The 24,234-nt window shown below is 49.3% G+C and carries 11 protein-coding genes and 1 riboswitch; of the genes, 5 read left to right on the top strand and 6 right to left on the bottom strand.

The window, feature by feature from the left end; genetic code table 11:
- On the top strand, nt 1–2,004 hold a 2,004-nt coding region (locus IOQ59_RS19205), incomplete at its 5' end, for an MSCRAMM family protein (protein WP_228051029.1).
- A gap of 100 nt (nt 2,005–2,104) precedes the next feature.
- Here the strand turns inward: IOQ59_RS19205 and IOQ59_RS19200 are convergent.
- Both IOQ59_RS19200 and IOQ59_RS19195 read right to left on the bottom strand, forming a co-directional pair.
- On the bottom strand, nt 2,105–4,990 hold the full coding sequence (locus IOQ59_RS19200) for an Ig-like domain-containing protein (protein WP_193955089.1): 2,886 nt from the start codon (nt 4,988–4,990) through the stop codon (nt 2,105–2,107).
- 72 nt (nt 4,991–5,062) lie between these two features.
- A riboswitch (cyclic di-GMP riboswitch) is annotated at nt 5,063–5,146 on the bottom strand.
- An 863-nt stretch (nt 5,147–6,009) separates the two neighbouring features.
- Entirely contained in the window at nt 6,010–7,401 is a 1,392-nt protein-coding gene (locus tag IOQ59_RS19195; protein WP_193955088.1) for a sigma-54 dependent transcriptional regulator, read from the bottom strand.
- 257 nt (nt 7,402–7,658) lie between these two features.
- Between IOQ59_RS19195 and IOQ59_RS19190 the strand changes: the two genes are divergently transcribed.
- The 4 genes from IOQ59_RS19190 to IOQ59_RS19175 all read left to right on the top strand — a co-directional run bounded on the left by IOQ59_RS19190 (nt 7,659) and on the right by IOQ59_RS19175 (nt 13,372).
- Complete coding sequence (locus tag IOQ59_RS19190; RefSeq protein WP_193955087.1) at nt 7,659–9,350, top strand: ExeA family protein; 1,692 nt, start codon at nt 7,659–7,661, stop codon at nt 9,348–9,350.
- A 1-nt stretch (nt 9,351) separates the two neighbouring features.
- Nucleotides 9,352–10,161 carry a general secretion pathway protein GspB gene (locus IOQ59_RS19185; RefSeq protein ID WP_193955086.1) on the top strand — a complete coding sequence of 270 codons (810 nt, stop codon included), beginning with the start codon at nt 9,352–9,354 and terminating at the stop codon, nt 10,159–10,161.
- A gap of 413 nt (nt 10,162–10,574) precedes the next feature.
- Entirely contained in the window at nt 10,575–11,873 is a 1,299-nt protein-coding gene (locus tag IOQ59_RS19180; RefSeq protein WP_193955085.1) for an alginate export family protein, read from the top strand.
- Nucleotides 11,874–11,959: 86 nt separating this feature from the next.
- A complete protein-coding gene (locus IOQ59_RS19175; RefSeq protein ID WP_193955084.1) occupies nt 11,960–13,372 on the top strand; it encodes an aldehyde dehydrogenase family protein in 1,413 nt (470 codons plus the stop codon).
- A gap of 585 nt (nt 13,373–13,957) precedes the next feature.
- Here the strand turns inward: IOQ59_RS19175 and IOQ59_RS19170 are convergent.
- From IOQ59_RS19170 to IOQ59_RS19155, 4 genes are all read right to left on the bottom strand, one after another.
- Nucleotides 13,958–14,884, bottom strand: a complete 927-nt coding sequence (locus tag IOQ59_RS19170; protein ID WP_193955083.1) for a ChaN family lipoprotein — start codon at nt 14,882–14,884, stop codon at nt 13,958–13,960.
- A 99-nt stretch (nt 14,885–14,983) separates the two neighbouring features.
- Nucleotides 14,984–16,171, bottom strand: a complete 1,188-nt coding sequence (locus IOQ59_RS19165) for a hypothetical protein (RefSeq protein ID WP_193955082.1) — start codon at nt 16,169–16,171, stop codon at nt 14,984–14,986.
- Nucleotides 16,172–17,051: 880 nt separating this feature from the next.
- Nucleotides 17,052–23,426, bottom strand: coding sequence for an AAA family ATPase (locus IOQ59_RS19160; RefSeq protein ID WP_193955081.1), 6,375 nt, complete (start codon nt 23,424–23,426; stop codon nt 17,052–17,054).
- 6 nt (nt 23,427–23,432) lie between these two features.
- Nucleotides 23,433–24,164, bottom strand: coding sequence for a response regulator (locus IOQ59_RS19155; RefSeq protein WP_193955080.1), 732 nt, complete (start codon nt 24,162–24,164; stop codon nt 23,433–23,435).
- Nucleotides 24,165–24,234 lie beyond the last annotated feature (70 nt).

Raw genomic sequence — 24,234 nt, 5'->3', positions numbered from 1 at the left:
GACTTGTTGCCAGGTACCTACAGTGTCAGCGAAAACGTTCCAGCGGGTTGGCAGTTAAGTAAAGCCACCTGTGACGACGGTTCTCATCCGAATACCATTAAACTGGATCCGGGCGAAACCGTGAAATGTACGTTCTACAACCGTCTTGACCGTGGTCAGATCATCGTTGAGAAACAGACCGATCCTGATGGTCATAGTCAGGTGTTTAACTTCACCTCCGACTACGGCTCACCGTTCGGCCTGAGTGATAATCAGACCAAAGGTTCCGGTGACTTGTTGCCAGGTACCTACAGTGTCAGCGAAAACGTTCCAGCGGGTTGGCAGTTAAGTAAAGCCACCTGTGACGACGGTTCTCATCCGAATACCATTAAACTGGATCCGGGCGAAACCGTGAAATGTACGTTCTACAACCGTCTCGACCGTGGTCAGATCATCGTTGAGAAACAGACCGATCCCGATGGTCATAGTCAGGTGTTTAATTTCACCTCCGACTACGGCTCACCGTTCGGCCTGAGTGATAATCAGACCAAAGGTTCCGGCGACTTGTTGCCAGGTACCTACAGTGTCAGCGAAAACGTACCTGCGGGTTGGCAGCTAAGCAAAGCCACCTGTGACGACGGTAGCCATCCGAATGCCATTAAACTGGATCCGGGCGAAACCGTGAAATGTACGTTCTACAACCGTCTCGACCGTGGTCAGATCATCATCACTAAAGTGACTACAGGTAATGCACTGCTGGATCTGGGAGGTACGTTCTCCTATAGCAGTAGCCCTGATCTGTTGCTGAGAAACTTGGTGACAACTGATGCCGTTCCGACTGGCTCTCAAACCATCACCGATGTGTTGCCTGGGCAGTATCTGGTTAGCGAAGATGACCCTGCATTGCAGCTCTTCTCCCTGACAGATATTACGTGCAGTGATGCTAATAGTGTCGGAGATGACAATCCAATCAGTCCTACGTATCGTCGCGCGACGATCAATGTAGAGCCGGGTGAAACAGTCGAATGCGTATTCACCAACACCAAACTGGCTGCGCCAGGTAGTATCGAGATCAGGAAGATCAGTCATGGTGGAGTTGATACCTTTGGCTATGGCGGCGATCTGGGTCCGTTCAGTATCACCACCATTACGGAAGGTGTTCCGGTTTCTGATTCCGAGAACTTCGTGAATCTGCCACCGGCTATATATGTAGTGACCGAGAACGATCCTAATGCGATCGATTACGACCTGACCTCGCTGTCTTGCACTGATGAAAGAGACGGTGTGACTGGTACTACTACATGGAATCTGGGTGCGCGTACAGCAACCATCAGCATTGATGACGGTGAACATGTTGTTTGTACCTTCACCAACACCAAACGTGGCCATATCATTGTCGAAAAACAGACAGAGCCAGATGGTGCGGTGCAGTCGTTTAACTTTACGTCAAACTACGGTCAGGAGTTCAGTCTAATGGATGGACAGACCAATGACTCTGGCGGTCTGGTACCGGGCATTTACTCAGTTGCTGAGGATATGCCATTGCCAGCTGGTTGGACGCTGGTAGGTGCTAGCTGTGATGATGGTAGTGATCCTTCTGCTATTAACTTAGCGTCAGGTGAGACTGTGGTATGCGTATTCAATAACATGCTGGCAGGCAACGAAGGTTGTACTCCAGGTTATTGGAAAGTACCTCAGCATCACGACTCATGGCAGGTTTACTCTACAGGCCAGTCACTCGAGTCTGTGTTCAATGTACCGGATAAGTTCGGGTTGGATAATGTGAGCCTTGTCGATGCACTGCGCTTTAAAGGTGGTCGAGGTGACCTCGGTGCTGCGCGGATTCTGTTGCGTGCTGCGGTAGCCGCACTGCTTAATGAGGCGAACAGCGATGTTGCATATTCCCTCAGTGGCGTGGTTAGCAGCGTGAACGACGCGTTGACTGGTAGCCGTAGCGATATGCTCGGCCTCGCAACTGATCTGGACAATGCCAATAATGGCCCAGGGGACTGCCCACTTAACTAAGTGGTTGAAAAGATGGGACTCAACTGAACCAACACAGGAGTTATAAAGAGAAAGGCGAGGGGAAACCCTCGCCTTTCTCTCGTTGTGCTCGACGTTGAAATTATTTCTTTTTGCCGTTGCCTTTACCGCCAGGGTTGCCGCCGCTGCTCTGAAGGCTGAGTGATACGGTTGCTGTATCGGACTTACTGCCATCAAAAATGGTGTAAGTGAAGCTATCATTGCTCTTAAAGCTACGTGCGGGCGTATAGGTAATCGTACCGTTGCTGTTGATACGCACACTTCCTTTAGCGCCTTGGCTCACTGAAGTCACTCGTAATGTATCGTTCTCGGGATCGTAGTCATTGTTCAGTACCTCAATGACAACCGAATCGGTGCTACTCAGCGTGACACTGTCATTTACCGCAACTGGCGCACTGTTGGTGCTAGTGCTTGCGGTGACGTTAACGGATACATTCGCGCTGGAAGAGCCCCCATTACCATCCGTGATGCTATAGCTGAATACCTCTGTGCCAACAAAGCCACTAGCAGGGGTAAAAGTAACCGTACCATTGCTATTGATAGAAGCGTTGCCATATACCCCAGTCAGGGCGCTAATAGTCAGCGTATCACCATCCGGGTCACTATCATTGGCGAGTAAGTTAATGGTGACAGGCGTATTTTCAGTGGTACTAGCGCTATCGCTGGATGCGCTGGGCGCACTGTTAATACTGCTGACACTTACCGTTACATTCGCACTGGCAGAACCCCCATTTCCATCCGAGATGCTGTAGCTGAACACTTCCGTGCCGCTGAATCCGTTTGCTGGAGTGAACGTAACTGTTCCGTTGCTGTTGATAGTCGCGTTGCCGTAAACGCCGCTCAGTGAGCTGATCGTGAGCGTATCGCCATCTGGATCGTTATCATTTGCCAGTACATTGATGGTGACCGGTGTGCTCTGACTGGTGCTGGCGCTATCGCTATAAGCATTTGGTACGTTGTTGGCTTGCGTCGGATTATCAACCACATAAGTGACTGTTCCGATCGCGCTGTGGTTGCCGTTACCACCTGTGATATTGATGTTGTAGAATCCATCGGTAGCCGCCACCGCTGATGAGACGTACAGTGTTGTAGAAACACTGGCACCTGGTGCCAGATTAATACTGCTCTGGGTGAAATAAGACGACCAGCCAGATGGCAGGCTGTTGGACAGATTGAACGTGCGGCTATTACAGTTACTGCTGTCATTGTTGGACAGAGTAACACTGTACGCGACCTGAGTTCCGGCAGAGACCCACTGACTCTGATTCGGTGTGACGTTAAGGCTTGGGTTAGCAAAAATACAGCTCTGTTGGGCATTCATGTCGATGCTGACCTGCGCACCTGTGCTGCCAGCCCAATCGGTTGTAATCGTTACATCGGCATCAGCATCAATAAAACTTGTTCCTGACACAAGTGCCGGATCTTTTGGATCGGCATAGCTTGAGGAATAACTATTAGGTGTCATATCAAGTAGATAGCTACTGTCAGCGTTGCCATCGATTCCCTGATGTACGACTACACCGTTCAGTACATTGTTGTTACCCGCAAAGACGCTATCAAATCCAACGGCCTGCCTGAATTCAACGTAGTACCATGACTGTTCACCGCTGGCAGGATCTATTCCTTTAGCAATTTTTAGGGCTTTGGCTTTGCTGCCCTGAGGGGTCGAAAATGTCTCCAGCTGGTAAGCGCCACCACTCAAGACAGTGGTGATATTTGAACTGTTCAACCAACCGAGGCGCTCTTTCTGAAACGCATTGAAGTGTCCCAGAACACGACCCATTACATCTACACCATCACCATATTCATCATGGGTGCAGCTAGAACCGATCACGCTAGAACCGCAATCCAGTGCATGGGAGTGGAATAGTCCCAGATTGTGTCCCATTTCGTGTGCGACGGTGTGCCATTTCATTGAACCGTTGATAAGCATGGACGAGGTTTCCCCCCCCACTGAAGCAACGCCGGAAAATGGGCAAGCACTGGTATAAGGGAAGGCGTAGATAAATCGTTTATAGGCGGAAAGGTTAACGCCATTTGACTCGGCCGCCTGGCGGGCCGCAGCAACAATCGCTGCTGAATCACAACTTGTGCTGCTCAGCGGAAGCGTATACCAGCCTGTGACATCACCACTTAACCAAGTTTTTTGGAACGAGTTTTCCATGATGAAGTCATTTGCGGTACCGAACACGGTATTAGAGACATCGTTTTGGGTCCATGGCGTTGTTGGGTTATCCTGAAAATTCACCATAATAACCATGGTTGCCTGCTCACCCGATGTAGCTGTACTGGCTGCGGAACCACCATTGCTCCCACCGGTACTGCCGCCATCTGCTGCAAGTGTCAGTACGCTACCTTCATCTGCGCTCAGGGCAACATCACCGTCAATGCTCGCGTATTCGTCGTTACTTGAAAGCAACAAACCGTTAATACTGACGTTGGCGCCATTTTCCAGGTGTTTGTTCTTGCCCGCAAAATGCAGCTCGAAACGCTCGTTAAATTCGGTTTTTAGAAAACGACGTAGTTTATGGCTGCCATCATCATAATCTTCGTAAAGCACTTCCAGCGTGCCCTCAACTTCGACGTGTTGCTCTAGCAACTCTAGCGTTTTCTGGGGCAGACCCGCTTGCTTATCTTCAGGTATAGCAACGCGCAGCGCTTCGGCAGGATTGGTTTTGATTAACTTAGCCAGCATCTCCCGACGCGCTTCTGCCTTGGCAATCAGGTTGCTCAGCGCTTGTGCTTTGTTAGATGCACCTCGTGCCTGGGCCCATTGTTTATGTGCGGTGATAAAGTCTGATGTGGTGTCGGATGACGCTTTACGAGCAGCCGCTGGCGTAGAATACGCGGCAGTGGCTGCGTGATCATGCTGAGGACCAGATATTGCGAGGCCCGATGTGAATAGCAGGGCAGATGTAAGGCCCAGTGATGCAAGTATGTGTGTAGGCGTTGGCGCTTTAAGCGTCATGAGAATCTCCGCAAATTGGGTTTGCGAAAGATCCTCAACAGCTACGTATTCACGCGCGAGGGTATACTCTCCATCGGCAGTGCGGCCGTCCCCACAACAAAGATGGGACCCGTGACTTTGCGACACCTGGTTTCCCAGGTTGTGCCTTTATCCAGAGAGGATCTTTCAAATATATAACCGCGGTACTGTTTTCCCGCGGACAGACCCTTATGGCTGATTCTCGTCAGTGAGACCGTATATCCAGCAACATCAATGTTCCCGTTGACCGTCCTTGTCCAAAGTGGATGCGTTAAGCCATTCGGGTGGTAAAGCGGACATAAGATATGAAAGGCGTACGAATACGAATGCGGGTAACAAGAAGACGCATGAAGCGTGTCTGTACTTACCGAATTTCCCTACCAAAATTCAGCCAGTCAGACGAAACAGTTGTTCCCCACAACGTATTGCCAACGTCATATCGTTTGCTTTACACGCTGTAAACTGTTGTAACGGAGCGCATCCTAGCATTTACAACTGGTCGTGTCTTATACAGTTGTGGAATAAAACATACGTTTGCCTGAATAAATAGTGATCAAATGTTCAGGAACTTTTTAACAGTTGCTTATACACCTTATGGATTCCCATCCTCGTCGTGATTGGATAGGTCGTTTTCGTAAACGTTACTGTCGTCAGTTGAAGGGACGTTCTCGTCAATTTCATCCCATAACAGGATAATGGGGCCAGAACTGTAATGAACGCGTTGGTGTAGCAGGCGGCGGGAGCGGCTGCGAAAGGAGGGAACCAGATGAGGCGCTGACGTAGGCAGCGTATGATTTGAGGATGCGGATGAAGGGGCCGGCATCTGGTTATTTGAACCTGAACCGGCATCATTGTCGCGATGATATTTTTTAGTGTCTAGGCTATGTCGCATACTTATCTCCATCCCCTGTAAGGAAATAAGCAACCTTCGCGCCACTAATTTAATTCGTTTATTTACAATAAGTTAAAGCGCCTGCGCTAAAAACAGGTAAGCAAAACTGTTAAGGTGCTGATACATTTTTCTTTAAATCATACTTATCAATCAGGCGGTATAGCGTTACCCGAGAGACCCCTAGAATTTTTGCAGTTTTTGTAATGTTATGGTGGGAATAATGCAATCCACTTTTTACTGCGAGTTCTTCTGCATGATTACGCGCCTCGTCCAGCGACATCACTTGCAACTGAACAGGGGAAGAGGACAGTCCGAGATCCGATGGCGTTATCATTCGGTTCTCGCCCATGACCATCGCACGCCGGATACGGTTGATCATCTCGCGGATATTGCCTGGCCAGCTGTGTTTGTTCATCGCTTCAATCGCCTGGCTAGAGAAGCCTTTTACCTGCGTTTCGTATTCGTGGGAGAACTTTTTGAAGAAATAGCGGGCAAGTAGCTCGATATCCTCATAGCGCTCGGCGAGTGTAGGCATGTCAATATTGAGTACATTTAAGCGATAGTAAAGATCTTCCCGAAAGCGTCCTTCTTCAACCGCTTTCTCCAAATCGATATGCGTAGCGGCAATAACGCGCGCATTAACACGATGGCTTTCATTCCCGCCAAGTCGCTCGATCGTTCGCTGTTCCAAAAAACGCAGCAGATAGACCTGTAACTCCAAGGGCAGGTCACCGATCTCATCGAGGAAAATCGTACCGTTCTGGGCAGCTTCGATGCGCCCAATCTTTCGTTTATACGCACCGGTGAAAGCACCTTTTTCATATCCGAACAGCTCTGCGTGGATCAACGTATCTGGCAGTGCACCGCAGTTCACCGCAATGAACGGTCCGTCGTTACGGTTTGAGCGCTGATGGATAGCGCGTGCGACCATCTCCTTGCCGGTACCGGTGTCTCCTCCTATCATCACCGGTGCATTAACATTCGCGACTTTACGAATCTCGTTAAATACACGGCGCATATGTTCACTGGCACCGACCATCTCCGTTTGCTCATACTCATTTATCCCCTGGCTTTCGAGGGAACGTAAAAGAGCGATTCCGTAAGCATGGCCTAACGTTGCTTTCAGATAGTCCAAGCTATTGTCCAGCGGCAACGTGAAGTAATCATAGAAATTGGCACAAATCATCCGCTGGAAGTTCGCATCCAACAGATCGTTATGCTCAACCAGAGCAATCCATATGGTGTTGTATTCACGACCCACAATCTCCATCGCCTGTTGGCGTTGAATATCGGATAAGTGGCTTAAATACACCAAGCCGACCAAATAGTGGTGTGCGTGAATACAGGCTTTGGCTCTTGGTGGACTCGTAACGCGGTCAAGTGCCCAATCAGAGAATTGAAAGTTATCAATATTACTGGGGTGATACTCGGCTAAATCTACATATAGTGCCTTCCGTATACCCCCATCGTCTCGTTGTGTGAGTTGAGTGTTGGGGTTCATGGTAAAGACCTTGTCTATTAAAGTGAACAAGTGTGTACAAAACATCCAGTCACTAGGTGGTTTAAGTTTAGCCCGTGGTACGCAACATGTTGTGAAAACAATGCAATACATCGGTGTTCAACATGCGTTCCATTTAAGTAGCGTTTGTCAGCTATTTGAACGCAATGGGAGAGGGGGTGTAATAGCAGCTGTACGAATATTGAGCATTTGGCGCCTAAGGGTTCTATATTGGTATGTGTAACCAAGGGATACTTACCATGTACAGTAACTACTTTGGATTATCCGAACCGCCATTTGCGATAGCACCAGACCCTCGTTTCCTATTTATGAGTGAACAGCATCGCGAGGCACTGGCACATTTACTTTACGGTATAAACAGCAACGGTGGGTTTGTGCTGCTGACGGGCGAAGTTGGCACCGGTAAAACGACAGTATCTCGCTGTTTACTGGAGCAGCTACCGGAAAATACAGAAGTAGCCTTTGTTCTTAACCCTCAATACAGCGCAATAGAGCTGCTTGCCGCTATCTGCGACGATCTCCGGATTTTCTGTGCCAAAAACAGTGAGTTGAAAGATTATGTTGATTCGATCAATCAGCATCTTTTAGATAATCACCGCAATGACAAACACACGGTTCTGATTATCGATGAAGCTCAGAACTTATCCGCAGACGTACTCGAAACCATTCGTTTGTTGACCAATCTTGAGACAAACACGCAGAAACTGTTGCAAATTATTCTGATTGGACAACCTGAACTGACCGAGAAACTGTCAAAACCAGAGCTAAGACAAGTCAATCAGCGAATTACTGCGCGCTATCATCTGCGGGCGCTATCACAAAACGAATTACCTGCGTATGTAGCTCACCGCCTGTCTGTAGCGGGTGTTGATGGGCAGCTATTTCCTCCTTCCTCCATCAAACGTCTTTACCGGCTGACAAAAGGCATTCCAAGGTTAGTAAATATCATCTGTGACAGGGCGTTATTGGGGGCTTATGTGCAGAGGGAGAGTCGGGTGGAAGCGGGCACGTTGGGCAAAGCTGCCAATGAGGTATTTGGTGAAACACCAGATGGCCGATCAACCGCGGCGTGGTACTCAAGACCGATTGTGATGATAGGGTCATTAGTTGCGATTGTTACCTTGAGTTTGGTTCTGATTAAGAACATGCCGGACAATAACCTGTTTGAGAGCTTACAGGCGGTGACGCATCAGATAAGCGACCCATTACGTCACGATGAAAGCACTTCGACATTGTCAGAAATGGAGCTTACCGAGCAGAGTGATGAAACGGTAGTCGGCGGAAAGGAACTGTCTAATCCAGCGAATTGGCAGTGGCCAACCGGAACCGACACGCGTCGCACTGAAGTTCAGGCATATAAAACATTGATGCAGCAATGGGGCCTTACGTATGAGCCCAGGAAGCAGCCGGCCGTCTGTCGGTTTGCTGAAGCCAATGGTCTCAGATGTCTCTTCAAAATCGGTAGTTTAGATGAGCTGATTAACCTGAACCATCCAGCAGTGATCAGCCTGTTTAACGCCAAAGGGCAAAGCTTCTATGCGACGTTATTAGGTGTACATAACGGCGTGGCCAAGGTGTTTATTGCAGGTGAAGTTCGCTTGGTGGGTATAGAGGATCTTAAACTGTGGGTTGAGGGAAAATACACTGTTGTATGGCGCGTCCCTCAACATTACAAAGCGCCTATTCATCCTGGCACCGAGGGGCCGGAGGTGATCTGGTTGGATCGTCAACTCGCATTTGCTCAAAGTCGGGCTCCACGTTATTTCCGTTTTCAAAAGTACGATAACGGGCTGGTCAGACAGGTTAAACGTTTTCAGGAAAGTCATGGGTTAGTACCGGACGGAGTTGTCGGACCTCATACAGCCATTCTTCTGAATTCTGTTACTCAGAAAGATGATCCAATGCTTGAAGCAAAAGAGGGAGGTGTGTGAAATGTCCTATATCCTTGATGCACTTAAGCACTCAGATCACGATCGAAATCGCGGACGTATTCCCGATATTCAAACTCAAACACTTCCATTACCTGAAACACCGAGCAACAAGACGACCTCCTATCTATGGGCGGGCGCTGTTTTCCTCGGAATTGTGATTGCGCTAATAGGTGGTACCGTTCTGTTATCACCGTTTTCGGCATCTTCGGCTCAACAGGTTGCACCTGCATCGGTAGTAGATCCCAATGACAACAATACGGTGACAGTGAAGCTTCCCATTGATGCTAAAGATCCTCCGTTAAGAAATGATGATTGGTTGCTATCGGCCGAGGTGCTGTCCGATGTAGAGAACGTCAAAATTCGCACGGCCAGCGCACGCGCAAGTGATATGTCGGTTGCCCCAACACGGTATGCGGATAACCTTAAGGCACAGAAGGCTGCATCATTAACGAAAAAGCCACAATCCATTCCAAAACCAGTGGCCAAAACGATCGCTAAGGTCGTTCCGTCACCCGTTCCCGTTGCGTCATTGACACCGCCTGTTACGAAGATCACTCCTTCCATGCCTGACCCCTACGCAGGTATACCACATCAGAAACAGTTGCCTGCAGCGTTCCAAAAGTCGTTGCCAGATTTCACGTTCAGCGTTCACATATTCTCGTCCAAAGCGGCATCAAGAATGGTCAAGATTAACGGTCAGCGCTTACGTGAAGGTGATTCAATTGCCGCGGGCTTGACCCTTAAGCAGATTACCCAGGACGGTGTGATTCTTAGCTATAAAAACAGGCAGTTTTGGATCAACGCTCGCTGATCACTCGAAAGCTGACCTTTCTATCCCAAGCGTATTCAATCCTGACATCCTCATCAAAATACCTGTGTGCACATGATTTGATCCTGATGAGATAAACCCAGGCGACGAATAGGGTGGTTAAACCTGTTTTGTATTCTACGGGCTTTAAGAATCGTTGATTAACCGATCGGTCTGTTTTGCTGCGTCGAATGTTGTGATTCCAATCGATGTGATCTGAAACTGTCATGTTCCTTTATCTATTACAAGTCGTTACATCTCTGCACAACTCACTACATCCGCCGCAAATCCTGTTTACAGCGTGTAGGTACTCTAGCCATATCGAACTTTTGCATACCAGCAGCCCCCCTTCCTGCTGAAGTGAAGTTCTTGAATAAAAACAAATAAAAAATGCGCTACTGCGGAGGACGAACACAATGAACTCAAAGATGAAGCGCCGGCTTTCCGGTGTTTTGCTGGGGGCGGCAATTGCTGCTGCATCAGGTACAGCGTCTGCGTACAACCTGGTTAATGAAGACGGTACTGAGCTGAACTTTGATTTGGAAGTGATTGCAGGTTATTTCAGCAGTCAGGAAACTTACGGCAACTCAGCGAGCAAGCCAAGCTGGGGGGAAGCCTATGCAAAATACGGTTTCTCTGGAAATAAAGTCGTTGCAAACGATGTTGCCGTATATGGGGCTATAAATGCACTTACGAGCGGTGCATGGGGTGATGGTGAAGCATCTGGTACGACCAATGGTAATGAACGTCAGACCAAACTAGAAGATATCTATATAGGTGCGCGCACAGGCTTAGTGGATTTCTCGGTGGGTCGTCAGAACATCACGCTTGGTGATGGTTTTCTAATGAATGGTGACTCTCTTAACTTTGGCGAAGCAATTGATTCAGAGTTAAGCCGCGGCGGCGCATATTGGCTGGCAGGTCGTAAAGCATTCGACAAGACTGCATGGCTTAAAGTCGGTGGAGACGAAGGCCTGAGGTCCGACTTATTTTGGTTCGAGTCTGACAATAAGGCTCAGGGTCGTCCAGAAATGGCGGGTATCAACATCGAGCACAACAGTGAGATGGGTACTTTTGGACTGATGTATCTGAAAGGAATGGATGTTAATCCAACCGGTATCGCGGGTGGTGCTTTTGATAATCTTCAGCGAGATGGTCAGAAAAACATCAGCCTTCGCTATCAAGGTAATGCGGGGGTAGAAAACCTATTCTTGTCTGCTGAATACGTTGATCAGACTCAGGGGAATAGTGCACCAGACGCGAGTGCTTGGTACGTGGAAGGCGGCTGGACATTTGCAGACGTCGCGTGGTCACCAAGTGTGAACTACCGATATAGCACTTTTGACAAAGGTTATGATCAGCTCTTTACCGGTTTTAACCGTGGCTACGGTACGTGGTTCCAAGGTGAAGTATGGGCCAATTATGCGGCAGCGGGTCCTGGCAATACCGGTGTTGATGTTCATCACATTGGTGTGAAGGCTCACCCAACGGAGCTGTTGACGGTCGGTGCGTTGTACTTCGACTTCGAAGACACCAGTGGTCTGGCTGCACGTTCTGACGCTCAAGAGTTAAATCTATATGCGGAATGGGTTGTTAATGATCACTTGATCGTTAGTCCATTGCTGGGTTTCTTTAAACCTGATTCTGCAAGCAGCACACAAGGTAACACTGACACCAATACCTACTTCCAGGTACTGGCTATCGTACCGTTCTAATCACAGCGGACGGACACGTTATTCGCCGGACTCAGCAATGAGTCCGGTTTTAATGGCTATAAGAAGACAATAAAGGACCAACCTCCATGCAGAGAGAATACAGTTTAATTATTAATGGCGAACAAGTTGCGGGTGGCCGGGGAACTTTTGATGTAATCAACCCGGCAACCGAAGAGGTTGTATCAGCGTGTCCATACGCAACCGTTGAGCAGTTGAATGATGCCGTAGATGCGGCAGATGAGGCATTTAAAACCTGGCAGTACAGTAGTGATGCAGAGCGTAAACAAGCGTTACACCGTATCGCCGACGGTATCGAAGCGAATGCGGCTGAGCTGGCTGAAATCATTGTAAAAGAGCAGGGCAAGCCAATGTTCCTGGCTCAGGCCGAAGTTGGTGGAGCTGTTGCCTGGACGCGTTACACCGCGGATTTGGAGATTCCTGTAGAGGTACTGGAAGACAGCGATAACAAGCGCATTGAACTTCACCGCAAGCCATTGGGCGTAGTGGGCTCCATTACCCCATGGAACTGGCCGCTCATGATTGCAGTGTGGCATATCATGCCAGCGCTACGTACGGGTAATACGGTTGTCTGTAAGCCATCCGGCCTGACACCCCTGAACACCATCATGCTGGCTGAAATTATCAGTAAAGAAGTACCTGCAGGTGTCATGAACCTCGTGACTGGCGAAAGCGGTATTGGTAGTGCGATCACCGGTCACGAAAAAATTCGTAAGATTGTATTTACGGGCTCCACGCCAACCGGTCAGGCCATTATGCGTAACGCCGCCGGTAACCTGAAGCGTCTGACACTGGAGCTGGGTGGTAACGACGCAGGTATTATCCTGCCGGATGCTGATGTAAACGCGATTGCCGAAGGTATTTTCCAGACTGCATTCCTGAACATGGGGCAGACCTGTGCAGCACTGAAGCGCCTGTATGTTCATGAAACCCAATATGACCAAGTGTGTGACAAGTTGGTTGAACTCGCCAACGCTCAATCTGTGGGTGACGGTATGGCAGAAGGTACGACCTTCGGCCCTGTACAAAACAAGGACCAGTTCGATTTGGTTAAAGACCTGGTTGATGATGCCAGAGAAAATGGAGCCTCTGTTCTATGCGGCGGTCAGCCGTTAGAAGGCAAAGGTTTCTTCTATCCACCTACTATTGTCGCCAACGTTACCGATGATATGCGTATTGTGACTGAGGAACAGTTTGGTCCAACACTGCCTGTCATTCGTTATAGTGACGTAGATGATGCGGTAGAGCGGGCGAATAGCTGCGATGTGGGTCTGGGTGGTTCTGTTTGGTCTTCTGACATTGAAGGCGCTCAGAAGATCGCTCAACGCCTGGAGTGCGGAACTGCATGGATTAACGGTCACGCTGAAGTGCTGCCACATGCTCCGTTTGGTGGCTGTAAAATGTCTGGCTTTGGTGTGGAGTTCGGACAGGAAGGGCTGCTGGAATATACAGTGCCTCAGACCCTTAATATCAACAAGTAATCCTTTCCCGTTTTCCCCCTCGCTGCTGCCGGCCATCATGCTGGTAGCAGCCCTCTTTTTCTTGTCACCTTGGCTGTCTAGCGATTTCTCATGCTGGAGTTCGCAGGAACCTTCGGGTTCCTGTGTTTTTTATGCGTGTTTGAAATGACAAATAAAAAACACATACAGGTATGGCAGAAGTATTACCTGATAGTTGGTCAGTACTTCTAAAAAAAGTAGTAAGAGGAGGGCAGAAATAAGAAAGGGCACGAATAACGTGCCCTTAGGATCGAGACAGTAAGGAATTGTCTTTCGGCTTTGAACAACTCTTCACTGTAGAAAATCGTAATATGTATTCAGTATCTGCTCATATAGAGCTCTGGAGCATCCTTGCTCTCCGGATTTCCTGATTTTCGGCTTTGATCAGGAAGCCCGCCTGTTGTCGGCTCTTTCGCTGGAAAAGCCGTAACAGTTAAGGTTAATTAAGGACCTAAAGTAGTATCAGGGCAATACGAAGTATTTCGTAATTTGTTGTCTTGGTCTGATATTTCTATGTTTAAAAGCATTTGTTCGGCCAGCCAAAATAAAGCACTCTGTAACGGATATTTATTTCTGACTTGTTTTGAGGTCTTTGCAGTAGTCACGATCAGTGAAGCGAGGAGTAAACCAAACATAGTCAGCCTGACGTTGCATCTCCCGGAGAGTATCTTGATTGTTTTGTAACGTTGGATCAACTTCTTGCAACATGATTACCAAGGGGTGTTTGTTACTTTTTCTCAGACGCAGATGCAGCGGAACGGCCGTATCTTTGCGGACATGGTACCCACCCGCAATGAGGATCGTCTGTGACGATTTCACGCCATCAATTGCTGCAGCCATATATGCATCTCGTGCCAATTGGATATTTACCATGGGTGATAAACGCTCTCGGGGCATCATTTCACAGTGCTGCTCGTAAATTTCGTCCAGAAGAGATGATCGGATTGTATTGCTCATTTCAAGCACTGTCTTAAACCGCGAATCAGTGATTAAAGCTTCTGTGCCGTCTTTGTAGATGCTTCTAACTTTGCTGCGCGATATGTTACCCACTAAGAGCGTTGCGTCTTCAGAGAGGATTTGGCGAACGATAGGTCCATAGTACTCCCAAGGCCAACCTTTTTCGTTCCAGTTAAGTGTTTTTTTAAGCTCGTCGTCAGAATCCGAAGCCTGGATTATGGTTGTGGCATTAGATTGGCTCTCATCAAGCATTTCAAGAATGACCGAAGGTTTGTCAGAAGCATTTATTAATGTCCCCAATATGATCTGTTCCAGGCGATGGTGATCAGGGTTGTCATGCTTTTCACCGATTAAGATAACATCATGATTCTTCAATGCAGCCAGTAATGATTGAGGTTCAACGGCTTCTTGTGTCCGTAAATCGTAAACTTTACCAACATTAGGATGGTCGGTGCTCAGTGGGGATATCCACTCCAAATCAGCATGCGCATGGAGGGCGATTAGTGTGGCAAACAATATACTGAAGAAGCGCTTCATCAATGAATTCTCTGTCCAATTAAACGGGAAAACCTCTGTTCGGAGGCGTTTCGAACAGAGGTTCAAGAAGTTTTTATCAGCTGGGGACTGAATACAAGTCTAAGCTGCAATATGACGTCGGCTACGTGGTTGTTGTCGATCATCGTTACGAATGAGTTTGGATAGAATCCACCAAAAAAACGGGAATAGTCCAAATAATAGGAGCCAGAACGTCGTACCCAACTCTCCTTCTGAGTCAGGCCCCAGAGACGCTGATTTAGCGGCCTTGTGCGTTGTAGAGCCCGAACTATTGGAGGCCAAAGACAAAGCGCTACCCGATGAAGCCGCTGCATTGGAATTGGAGTCAGCTAAAGGGCTCTTGGCGGAAACATTACTGGAGCCACTTTCGCCTTCAATACCCGCTGCGGTAGAACCCAAATCGCCGGTGCTTGCTATACCGCCACTATTGCCACCTGTGACGCCGCCTGTATCACTTGCGGAGCCACCGTTACCCCCCGCAAACCCGCTGGTGCCGCTTGTAGAAGCTCCATTACCGTCTGCGAACCCGCCGGTACCGTTTGTGGAACCACCGTTACCATCTGCGAACCCGCCAGTACCGCTTGTAGAGCCACCGTTACCACCTGCGGACCCAACGGTACCGCTTGTAGAGCCACCGTTACCACCTGCGGACCCACCGGTACCGCTTGTAGAGCCACCGTTACCATCTGCGAACCCGCCGGTACCGGTACCGCTTGTAGAGCCACCATTACCATCTGTGAACCCGCCGGTGCCGTTTGTAGAACCACCATTACCCCCCGCGAACCCGCCGGTGCCGCTTGTAGAGCCGCCGTTACCACCTGCGGACCCACCGGTACCGCTTGTAGAGCCACCGTTACCCCCTGCGAACCCGCCGGTGCCATTTGTAGAGCTACCATTACCATCTGCGGACCCACCAGAGCTATTTGTTGATCCGTCGCTGCCGCCTGAGAACCCTCCAGTGTCACCTGTGCTGCCGCCAGCATTGTTGGATGCTGTATCACTGGAGTTGCCTGAACTGCTGTCACCGCTATCTGGCGAGCTGCTGCTTGAACTAGTAGACGAGCTCGTAGTTGTCGATGTATCGCCGCCACCTCCATTAGGAGTGATCGGGGCACCGCTGTTCATTGCAATCGAAAGATTATCAATATTGCCTGTAACCGTATTTCCGAGGGATTGGAAACTAACGACGACAACGGCTGCAACCAGTACGCCGGCAAGCGCATATTCAATGGTTGCTAAACCTTTTTGTTTTCTCCGCAAGGTATTCATACCTGATCCACCTTCTAAAAATGGGGTTGTACGTGTCAGGGCGGGTGTTCAGTGTATATTCAGTTTAGTGAAGCGATGTCGGCATCGCGAACAAACGGGCTTGAGTAGTTTTCATCCGTTAAGCACGCTTTACATTTTTTATGGATGACACGGTCATGTCAGTTTCCGCGTCCTTTCAATATAAGAAGCTTCAGATAAAAATCCCTCATATCTAAGGCCTTACGTGATTTCTGTGCGTCTCGTTGTTCGGCGTTAAGTTCGTCATGGGCTGGTTTAATATCTACGTCGGTAGGCGTGTCCGATGGTAGTTGAAACTCATTCTGTACGGATAACTGAGATATCACGCTGAAGGGCCCGTAGTATGGTCGTTCTGGCTGAATAGATAGGGCATAAGACTGTGTGCTGCTAAGCACTGTAATCAGTGTTAACGTCAATATTCTCCACATAGATATTGAACGTTTCATAAAGTCCTCCCGAACCCAGCCGCTGTGTAACGTCGCATTTACAGTTCAATTGGAGTGTGAAAATACAGAATGTAGCTTGATAAAGACTAGTGTTCTGCGGTTATTTATCTCGTCATTATTAGTCTAGTGATGCCAAAGCGGTTGGGAGCGGATCAATATTCAGTTACAGCAGCTTGCGCATAGATAAACGCATGACCTCAAATTTATGTGTGTTTATGAAATGTCTTTTAATTCAACAGATTAAAGGAAGGGCTGTGAATACTGAATTGTCCGAAACAAACTCAATTCAATTTAATGTATTGCTCTGAAGCCGCTTGATAGCAGGCATAACGGGGGCTAGAGCGAGGTTGTTAACTGGATGAAAATCATGCAAGTTAATTGATACACCTATGGATGATTTGGTTTACAAAAGCGGTCTATTCGCTTTGAACGACTCGAAAGCCGCGTAGATCTTCGAGGCTTTGCAAATAAATGTGATACGCGTGTTCTACCTGTTTTCTTACAGATTCATGATTATGCGTATCACCTGTTTCAATTCCTTTACATAAGAGGCTCAGCTCATCGAGGCCAAAGTTGGAGCTGGCGCCTGCCAGTTTGTGTGCGAGTTGCTGCACGTTATGCCATTCGCTACTTTGTGACGAAGTTTGTAACTGTTGGAAGAGCTCGTCTGATTGCTGCACAAAACGCTGAAGCAACACGCTAAGCTGTTCGTCACCCAGCATTTCACGATGTTGTTGTAACAGGGCTAGATTTAACCGTGTATGGCTGCTGTGATCCGTCATGGTTTTTGGATTCATCGGTGTTTGTTCTGCTAGCAGTTGTTTTAGTTCAGCAAATTGCAGAGGCTTGGAAAGGACGGCATTCACACCCGCAGCATAGTAATACTGGATCTCTGCATCCGTTACTGACGCAGTAAATGCAATAATCTTAGCGGCCGCTTTGTTTGCATTTGGATGCTGACGCATGCGCCGGGTCGTCTCCATACCATCCATATCAGGTAGATGGATGTCCATCAGGATCAGATCGTAGTCATTATCGCTATGTAGCGATAGGGCGGTGAATCCATCGTCGGCAATTGTAACCGTGTGTCCGTCACTCTCCAGCAAACCTGCGGTGACTTGCTGATTGATTTCAGTATCTTCCACCAACAGAATATTCAGGGGCGCCTGAATGCCAATATCAACCGCGTGTGTTGGGGCAGGATGGGTCTCAGTCGCAGCCTTAAGTGGAATCTCAAACCAGAACAGGCTGCCTTTTTCAGGGGTGCTGTTACAGCCAATTTGACCTTGTTGTGCTTCAACCAGTCGTTTACAGATCGATAACCCAAGGCCGGTACCACCGAATCGACGGGTAATGGAGCTATCCGCCTGACTAAAGTGCTGGAAGATCTTTTCATGGGCTTCAACCGGAATACCGATACCGCTGTCTTCTACCTCAAAACGTACCTGAAATTGCGGCGTATCTTTGTGTAGTAGCTTGATGCGGATTGCGACCAAGCCTTGCTGAGTGAACTTCAGTGCGTTCCCGCAAAGGTTCATCAAAACCTGATTAATGACACGGCGATCTCCGTTTACCCATTCGGGCAGATCGTGATCATATCGAACAATCAGGTCCAACGATTTTTCATCAGCAGTGGGGCGCAATATGGCCTGAAGTTCCTCCAATAACTGCTGTAACGAGAAGTCTCGATGTTCCAGATCAACCTGTCCGGCTTCCACCTTGGTGAAATCGAGGACATCGTTAAGGATGGATAGCAACGACTGGCCAGAGTTGTAGATGGCTTTAACCTGATGTACTTGTTCGGCACTCAGGTCTCCCCGCTGCAGGAGTTGCGCCATACCCAAAATACCGTTCATCGGTGTGCGTATTTCATGACTCATGGTGGCGAGGAATTGTGATTTAGCATCACTTGCGGCTTCCGCTTTTTCTCGTGCGACCACAGCAGCGAGGCGCTCATGCTCAGCTACTTCCCGGCTTTTACGTTCGCTAATGTCGGTGAGCGAGCCCTCGTAATAGAGTACTTGCTGCTTATCGTCCAGTACTCGCCGGGCTGAGATGGAGACATCCAGTGGCTGTTGGCAAGCATTTAGCCAGCGGGTTTCGAAGCTCTGCACCTGATTCTCGCTGGATAGCCGAACCATGAACTGATCCAGCGCATCCTGGTTTTCGAAGCACTGGCTCGCGACATCGGTAATCGTATCCAAAAATGCCTGGGGTGATTCGTAGCCCAGAATGTGCGCCAGTGCCGGGTTTGCTGAAAGAAAAGAGCCGTCAGAAGATGCTCGGAAAATACCCTCTACGGCGTTTTCGAAGAGGGACCGGAATTCCACTTCTGATTGTTCAAGGCTCGAGTAAAGTTTGGCGTTTTCTATGGAGATTGCCGCTTGAGCGGACAAAATCTGTAGGGTTTCCAGACGTTCGCGTGTAAATACGTCTGAACTCTCATTGTTCTCCAGATACAGTACTGCTGTCAGATCACCGTGGTACAAGATTGGCATGCACAACAGGGAGCGTGGATTATGCGTACGAATATAGCTGTCGTGCATAAACATTTCGTGCTCCAGAGCGTTACCCAGTACCACCGTTTCTTTGGTGCGGGCAACATAGTGCACAACATTAACCGGTAACTTATCGCTGCCATCCTCAACGGCCATGCTGCTGAAGAATGTCGGATCGCGATCCAGACCCGCCTCGGCTTCGATATATAATGCAGGGCCACGTTTAAGTGCGAGAATAGCGCGCTGCGCGCCTGCATTCTCTTGTGCCAGTGTCATCAATCGACCCAGCAGCTTTTCCAGGACGATTTCGTCTGCAATCACGTGGGATGCTTTGATGACCGACGCAATATCAATGGCCTGATTGCTTAATACTGACGGGGCATGATTATCGCCAATAATTGTTCGGCCGTTGGTGTTCGGTGTTTCGCGAGGATCCAGTAGCTCACTGTAAACCCGAAACATCTGTTCTACTTTCGCGTTTGCGCCCATCGACTGATAGAGTTTCACGGAGTCATTCAAGTACGAACCCGCTATCTTGGGTTTATTCCAGTCGAGATATAAGCGGGCTGCTAGCTCATGGGCCTGCGCCAGATCCAGCATGATTTCACTTTCGCGGCAGGCAGCGATCGCTTCATCGAACAGATCCATCGCAGTGGTATAACGTTTCTGCACGCGCGCCAGTTCGGCCGTCAGCAGTTTGTAGTGGTGAAGATGGTTGGTTGGGCAGTGCTTCGCCCAGCCCTGAGTCATCTTCTGGATTCGTTTTATATGGCGTAGACGTACCGGCTGGTGCAAGAGATTCGTGTTGGGAATCAACGCCAGCTGGGCCATCGCGCTGATATAGTGCAGCCACGGTTGAGCATACGTGCCGTGAATGGACGAGATGTAACTTTCACCCTGTCGGCCATGAAATGCGGCCTGGTCGTACTCGCCGAACATGTAAAAGAGCAGTGCTTTATACATGTGTTGCAGGCAGATAGCCGTACGATGGTTGTTCTCTTTGTAGTCTGAAAGGGCACTGTCCTCAGAGTAGTAGCGGCCATCCAGACGCGTTGGAGAATCGCTAATACCTCTAATATTATCAATGCTTTGTAGGGCTAATCTAGAATATTGTTCAGATTGTTTTTGCCCGGTTGCCTGCATGCGAAGCATGTACTGCTCCAGCTGAGGCTGAATGCCTTCCATATCTTTGATAAGCGTAAACGCATACTGGATGTATGCCGCAATACAATAGGTGCCCCATTCTACGTCCCCACAATCCAGTGCGAGATGATAGCCTTTCTGTAAGGACTCAAGTGTATTGCTCAGAGGCTCCTTCCAGTGGCGGATATAGCTATTAAACAACGATAAGGTTTTATGGTGCGTGAGCCGGGAAGGCAGGCGTTCGTCAATGGCCAGTGCCGTTTTTCCCAGACGATATCCCTGAACAATGGCATTGTATCGCCCGCACAATACGCCACCGTAACCGGCGAATGCCAGTGCTGAAGACGGGCCTAAACCGTGTTTCAGCGTCAGTTCAACCTGCTTCGCCATAATCAGCGGGCGCAGCTCGGAACTGGAGAATTTAACCGCACCAAACATACTGGCCATGATTGGCAGGGCGGCGAGGACGGCATCCGATGTCATTGCGGGCATCTTAAGCACAGATTCTGGCGGAGTTTGCTTCAGCATCCACTGAGTCTTTAACTTGTTGGCCCAGCTATAGGTATTGCTCGGGTGCTTTGGAATTGTAATCCCCAGCAGATCCAATACCTTCAGTGCTGTATCCAATGCCGAGTCGAAAGCATTGCGGGAGATGTGCGCCTGAATCAGGATTTCGTACATCCGTACTTTTTCCAGCAGACTCTGTGCATTGGTCAGAACGTGCTCAATGAGCCGTTGTAGCTGTTCAAAGTCATTACGGATATAAGCCGTTTCAGCCGCGTTGGTATGCAACAACAAGGTCAAATCGTAATGGTCTTGCCATCGGTTGGAGGGCAGTAGTTCTAATCCTGTATTGAAATAGTCATAGGCTGTTTCAAAAGCGGCTGCATCACGTGCGCCAATACCCGCTTTTAAGTTCAGCTCCGCCAGGTTTAAGCGTTCGTCTGTTTCCTTGAGCAGGTCACGTGCGATGTTGAGATGGTTTGTTACCTCAAAAATCCGGCTCTCGAACTCCTCTGAATCGAAATTATCCAACGCCAGCTGACCAATCTTAAGATGTACCGGTAAACGCGCGGCATCTGATATCAGGCTGTAGGCAGCTTGTTGTACGCGGTCATGAATAAATCGATACCGGGTGCTGTCAGCACTTGGCTGGCGGGGCAGGTGGTAGTTATCGAGTGGCAAGATCAGCCGCTCAGCCATCGCTTGCCACAGATCTGCGGCGGTCTCTTGCGGTGAACGTTGGTGTACGATGGATAAAATACGCAGACTGAATGGGCTACCCAGACAGGAGGCAAGCTGTAACATTTTTTGTGTGTTCGGAGACAACTTCTGAATCTTGTTGACCATCAGATCAACAACGTTATCTGTCATCTCCTGTTGGCGAATACTCTCTTCATTCCAGACCCAGTGCCCGCGATTAAAGCTGATCAGGCCCTCTTCATAGAGGGTGGTGAGGAACTGGTTGAGGAAAAACGGATTACCCTGCGTTTTTTCAATACTGATTCGCGCGAGAGACGCACAACGATCCGGGTTGTATTGCAGCGTATCTGCGATCAGTTGATTCACTTGCGACAGTGTCAGAGGTTCTAAGCGGTATTCTGTGAGCTCCGTCCGGGCGTTGCGGATACGCTGGAGTGCCGTGGCAAGCGCATGGGTGGATTTTACCTCCTGGTCTCGAAAACTGCCCACCAACATCAAGTGTGATAACTGCTGTTGTGCGATAGTTTCGATCAGGCTTATCGATGCCAGATCTGCCCAGTGAAGATCGTCCAGAAACAGGACTAATGGACGTTCTCCTGATGCCAGCGTCTGAATCAGACGCATAAATAAGCGGGAGAAGCGGTTTTGTTCCTCTGTCAGCGCCAGCTTAGGTGCGTTGGGTTGCTTTCCGACAATCAACTCCAGCTCAGGAATCAGACGGATAAACACCTGTGCGTTGTCGCCAAGTGCTTCCAGTAGCTTTGCACGCCACAGAGCAATGCTGTTTTCCGATTCTGTCAGTAGCTGACGGATCAGGCTTTGCAGGGCGAAGGTGATCGCTGCATAGGGCCTGTTGCGGCGAAACTGATCGAACTTGCCACTGACAAAGCTACCGCCTTTGGCATTCACATACTGACGGATCTCATGCACGAGGCTGGATTTGCCGATGCCAGCATATCCCGAAATCATGACCAGCGACTGGTGCCCGCGGGTTGTGCGGTCATAACTGCTCAGCAACCGTTTTATGATGTCGGCGCGGCCATAGAGTCGTTGGGGTATTTCGAAGCGTTCTGAGCGATCTTCTGAAGCGATGCTAAAGCTTTCGATTCGCTTATTCCGCTGCCACTCCTCTTCGCAGGTTTTCAGGTCCTGAATCAATCCAAAGATCGATTGGTATCGTTCGGACGCATCCTTTGCCAGTAACTTTATGATGATCTGAGAGACCACTTCGGGTAACTCGCGATTGATCAGATGCGGTGGATCAGGTTGTTTGGCTATATGACTGTGCACGAGTGCCATACGGTCTTCATCACGAAAAGGCGGTCGGCCCGTCATTAATTCATAGAGGGTGACACCTAAGCCATAAAAATCCGTGCGGTAGTCGATGGCGCGGTTGATGCGTCCTGTCTGCTCGGGCGCGATGTAGGGCAGGGTGTCTTCCGCTAGCTGGTTGTAGTTCCAGGTGGCCTGTTCGCGCTGAAGATGGGTTGCCTGCGTGAAGTCGATGATCTGCAGCCCGTTCGCCGGATCTGCTTCATCGATAATGATATTGTCCGGTGAGATCTGCTTATGAATAATCTGGGCTTTGTGGATGCGGCCGATCAGTTCTGCCAGGCTGACCGCGAATGGTAACCAGCCATACCAAGGGTGGTCACCACGGTTAAGTGCCTGACGCAACGAACTGCCACCGAGATCATCAAAAACGGTCGCGATACTCTGCTCGGTATGAATTTGTGTCAGGGGTCGTATGACGCCAGGAATATCCAGCGTAGAGAGCAGCTCATACTCATGCTGGAACAGGCCGATCTCTTCACCCGTTGCCTGCGAGGCATTCAGCTGTTTGATCACCACCGAGGTGTCATCTTGCGTACGAATTGCTCGACTGACGTTACTGCGCCGGCCTTTATGTAGATGCTTGGTAATGCGGTAGCCGGGCAGGGTCGACATCAAAAGTTACTCCAGCTCACCGGCAAACATATAACCCGCCCCATGGGCGGTGAGTATAAAGTGCGGGTCGGCGGGGTTATCACGTAGCTTTCTTCGCAAGCGGCCGACCAGGACATCAACCGAGCGGTCATTGGGTGTCCATTCACGGTCGTGTATAGCATCCATCAGTTGATCCCGTGACAAGACCTGTCCAGGGTGGGCGATCAATGCATGGAGTAGCTTAAACTCGCCTTCAGGCAAACGTTCACTGGTTTCATCAGATGCTGTCAGCAGACGTTTGCTGCCATCCAGTGACCAGCCTTCGAAGTTCCATACTGCGACCTGGCGGGCATTTTCCCGTGGGTCTTTATCCTGACTGCGTACACGCCACAGCAAATTCTTTGCGCGCACCAACAGCTCACGTGGATTGAAGGGTTTTGTGACGTAATCGTCAGCACCCAGCTCTAATCCCACGATGCGGTCAATTTCATCGCCCTTACTGGTGACCAGAATAATGCCCACGCGAGACGCAGCCCGCAGCTCCCGTGTCAGCGTCAGACCGTCTTTACCGGGTAGATTAATATCCAGCAACACCAGATCTACATTGTCGTCTTCTACCCGTTTGACGAGGTCGTCAGCTTGTTCTGTCTCACTGATCCGGTAACCCTCACGTTCAAAGTAGCTGACAAGGAGGGAGCGGGAGGCAAAGTCATCTTCAACAATTAAGATGTGGGCGTTGGTTGGGCTGTCTGGAACCATAGTGACTGATCCAAAATTGAATAAGCGTTACATAAACCTGAGCGAAACACCCGATTTCTGTCTAAGATGC

Origin of the sequence: Pontibacterium sinense (genome assembly GCF_015209595.1) — a bacterium.
In the GTDB taxonomy this organism is placed as follows: domain Bacteria; phylum Pseudomonadota; class Gammaproteobacteria; order Pseudomonadales; family Balneatricaceae; genus Pontibacterium; species Pontibacterium sinense.
Note: the sequence above shows the minus strand (reverse complement) of the source record. Positions and strands in the feature narration are given on the sequence as shown.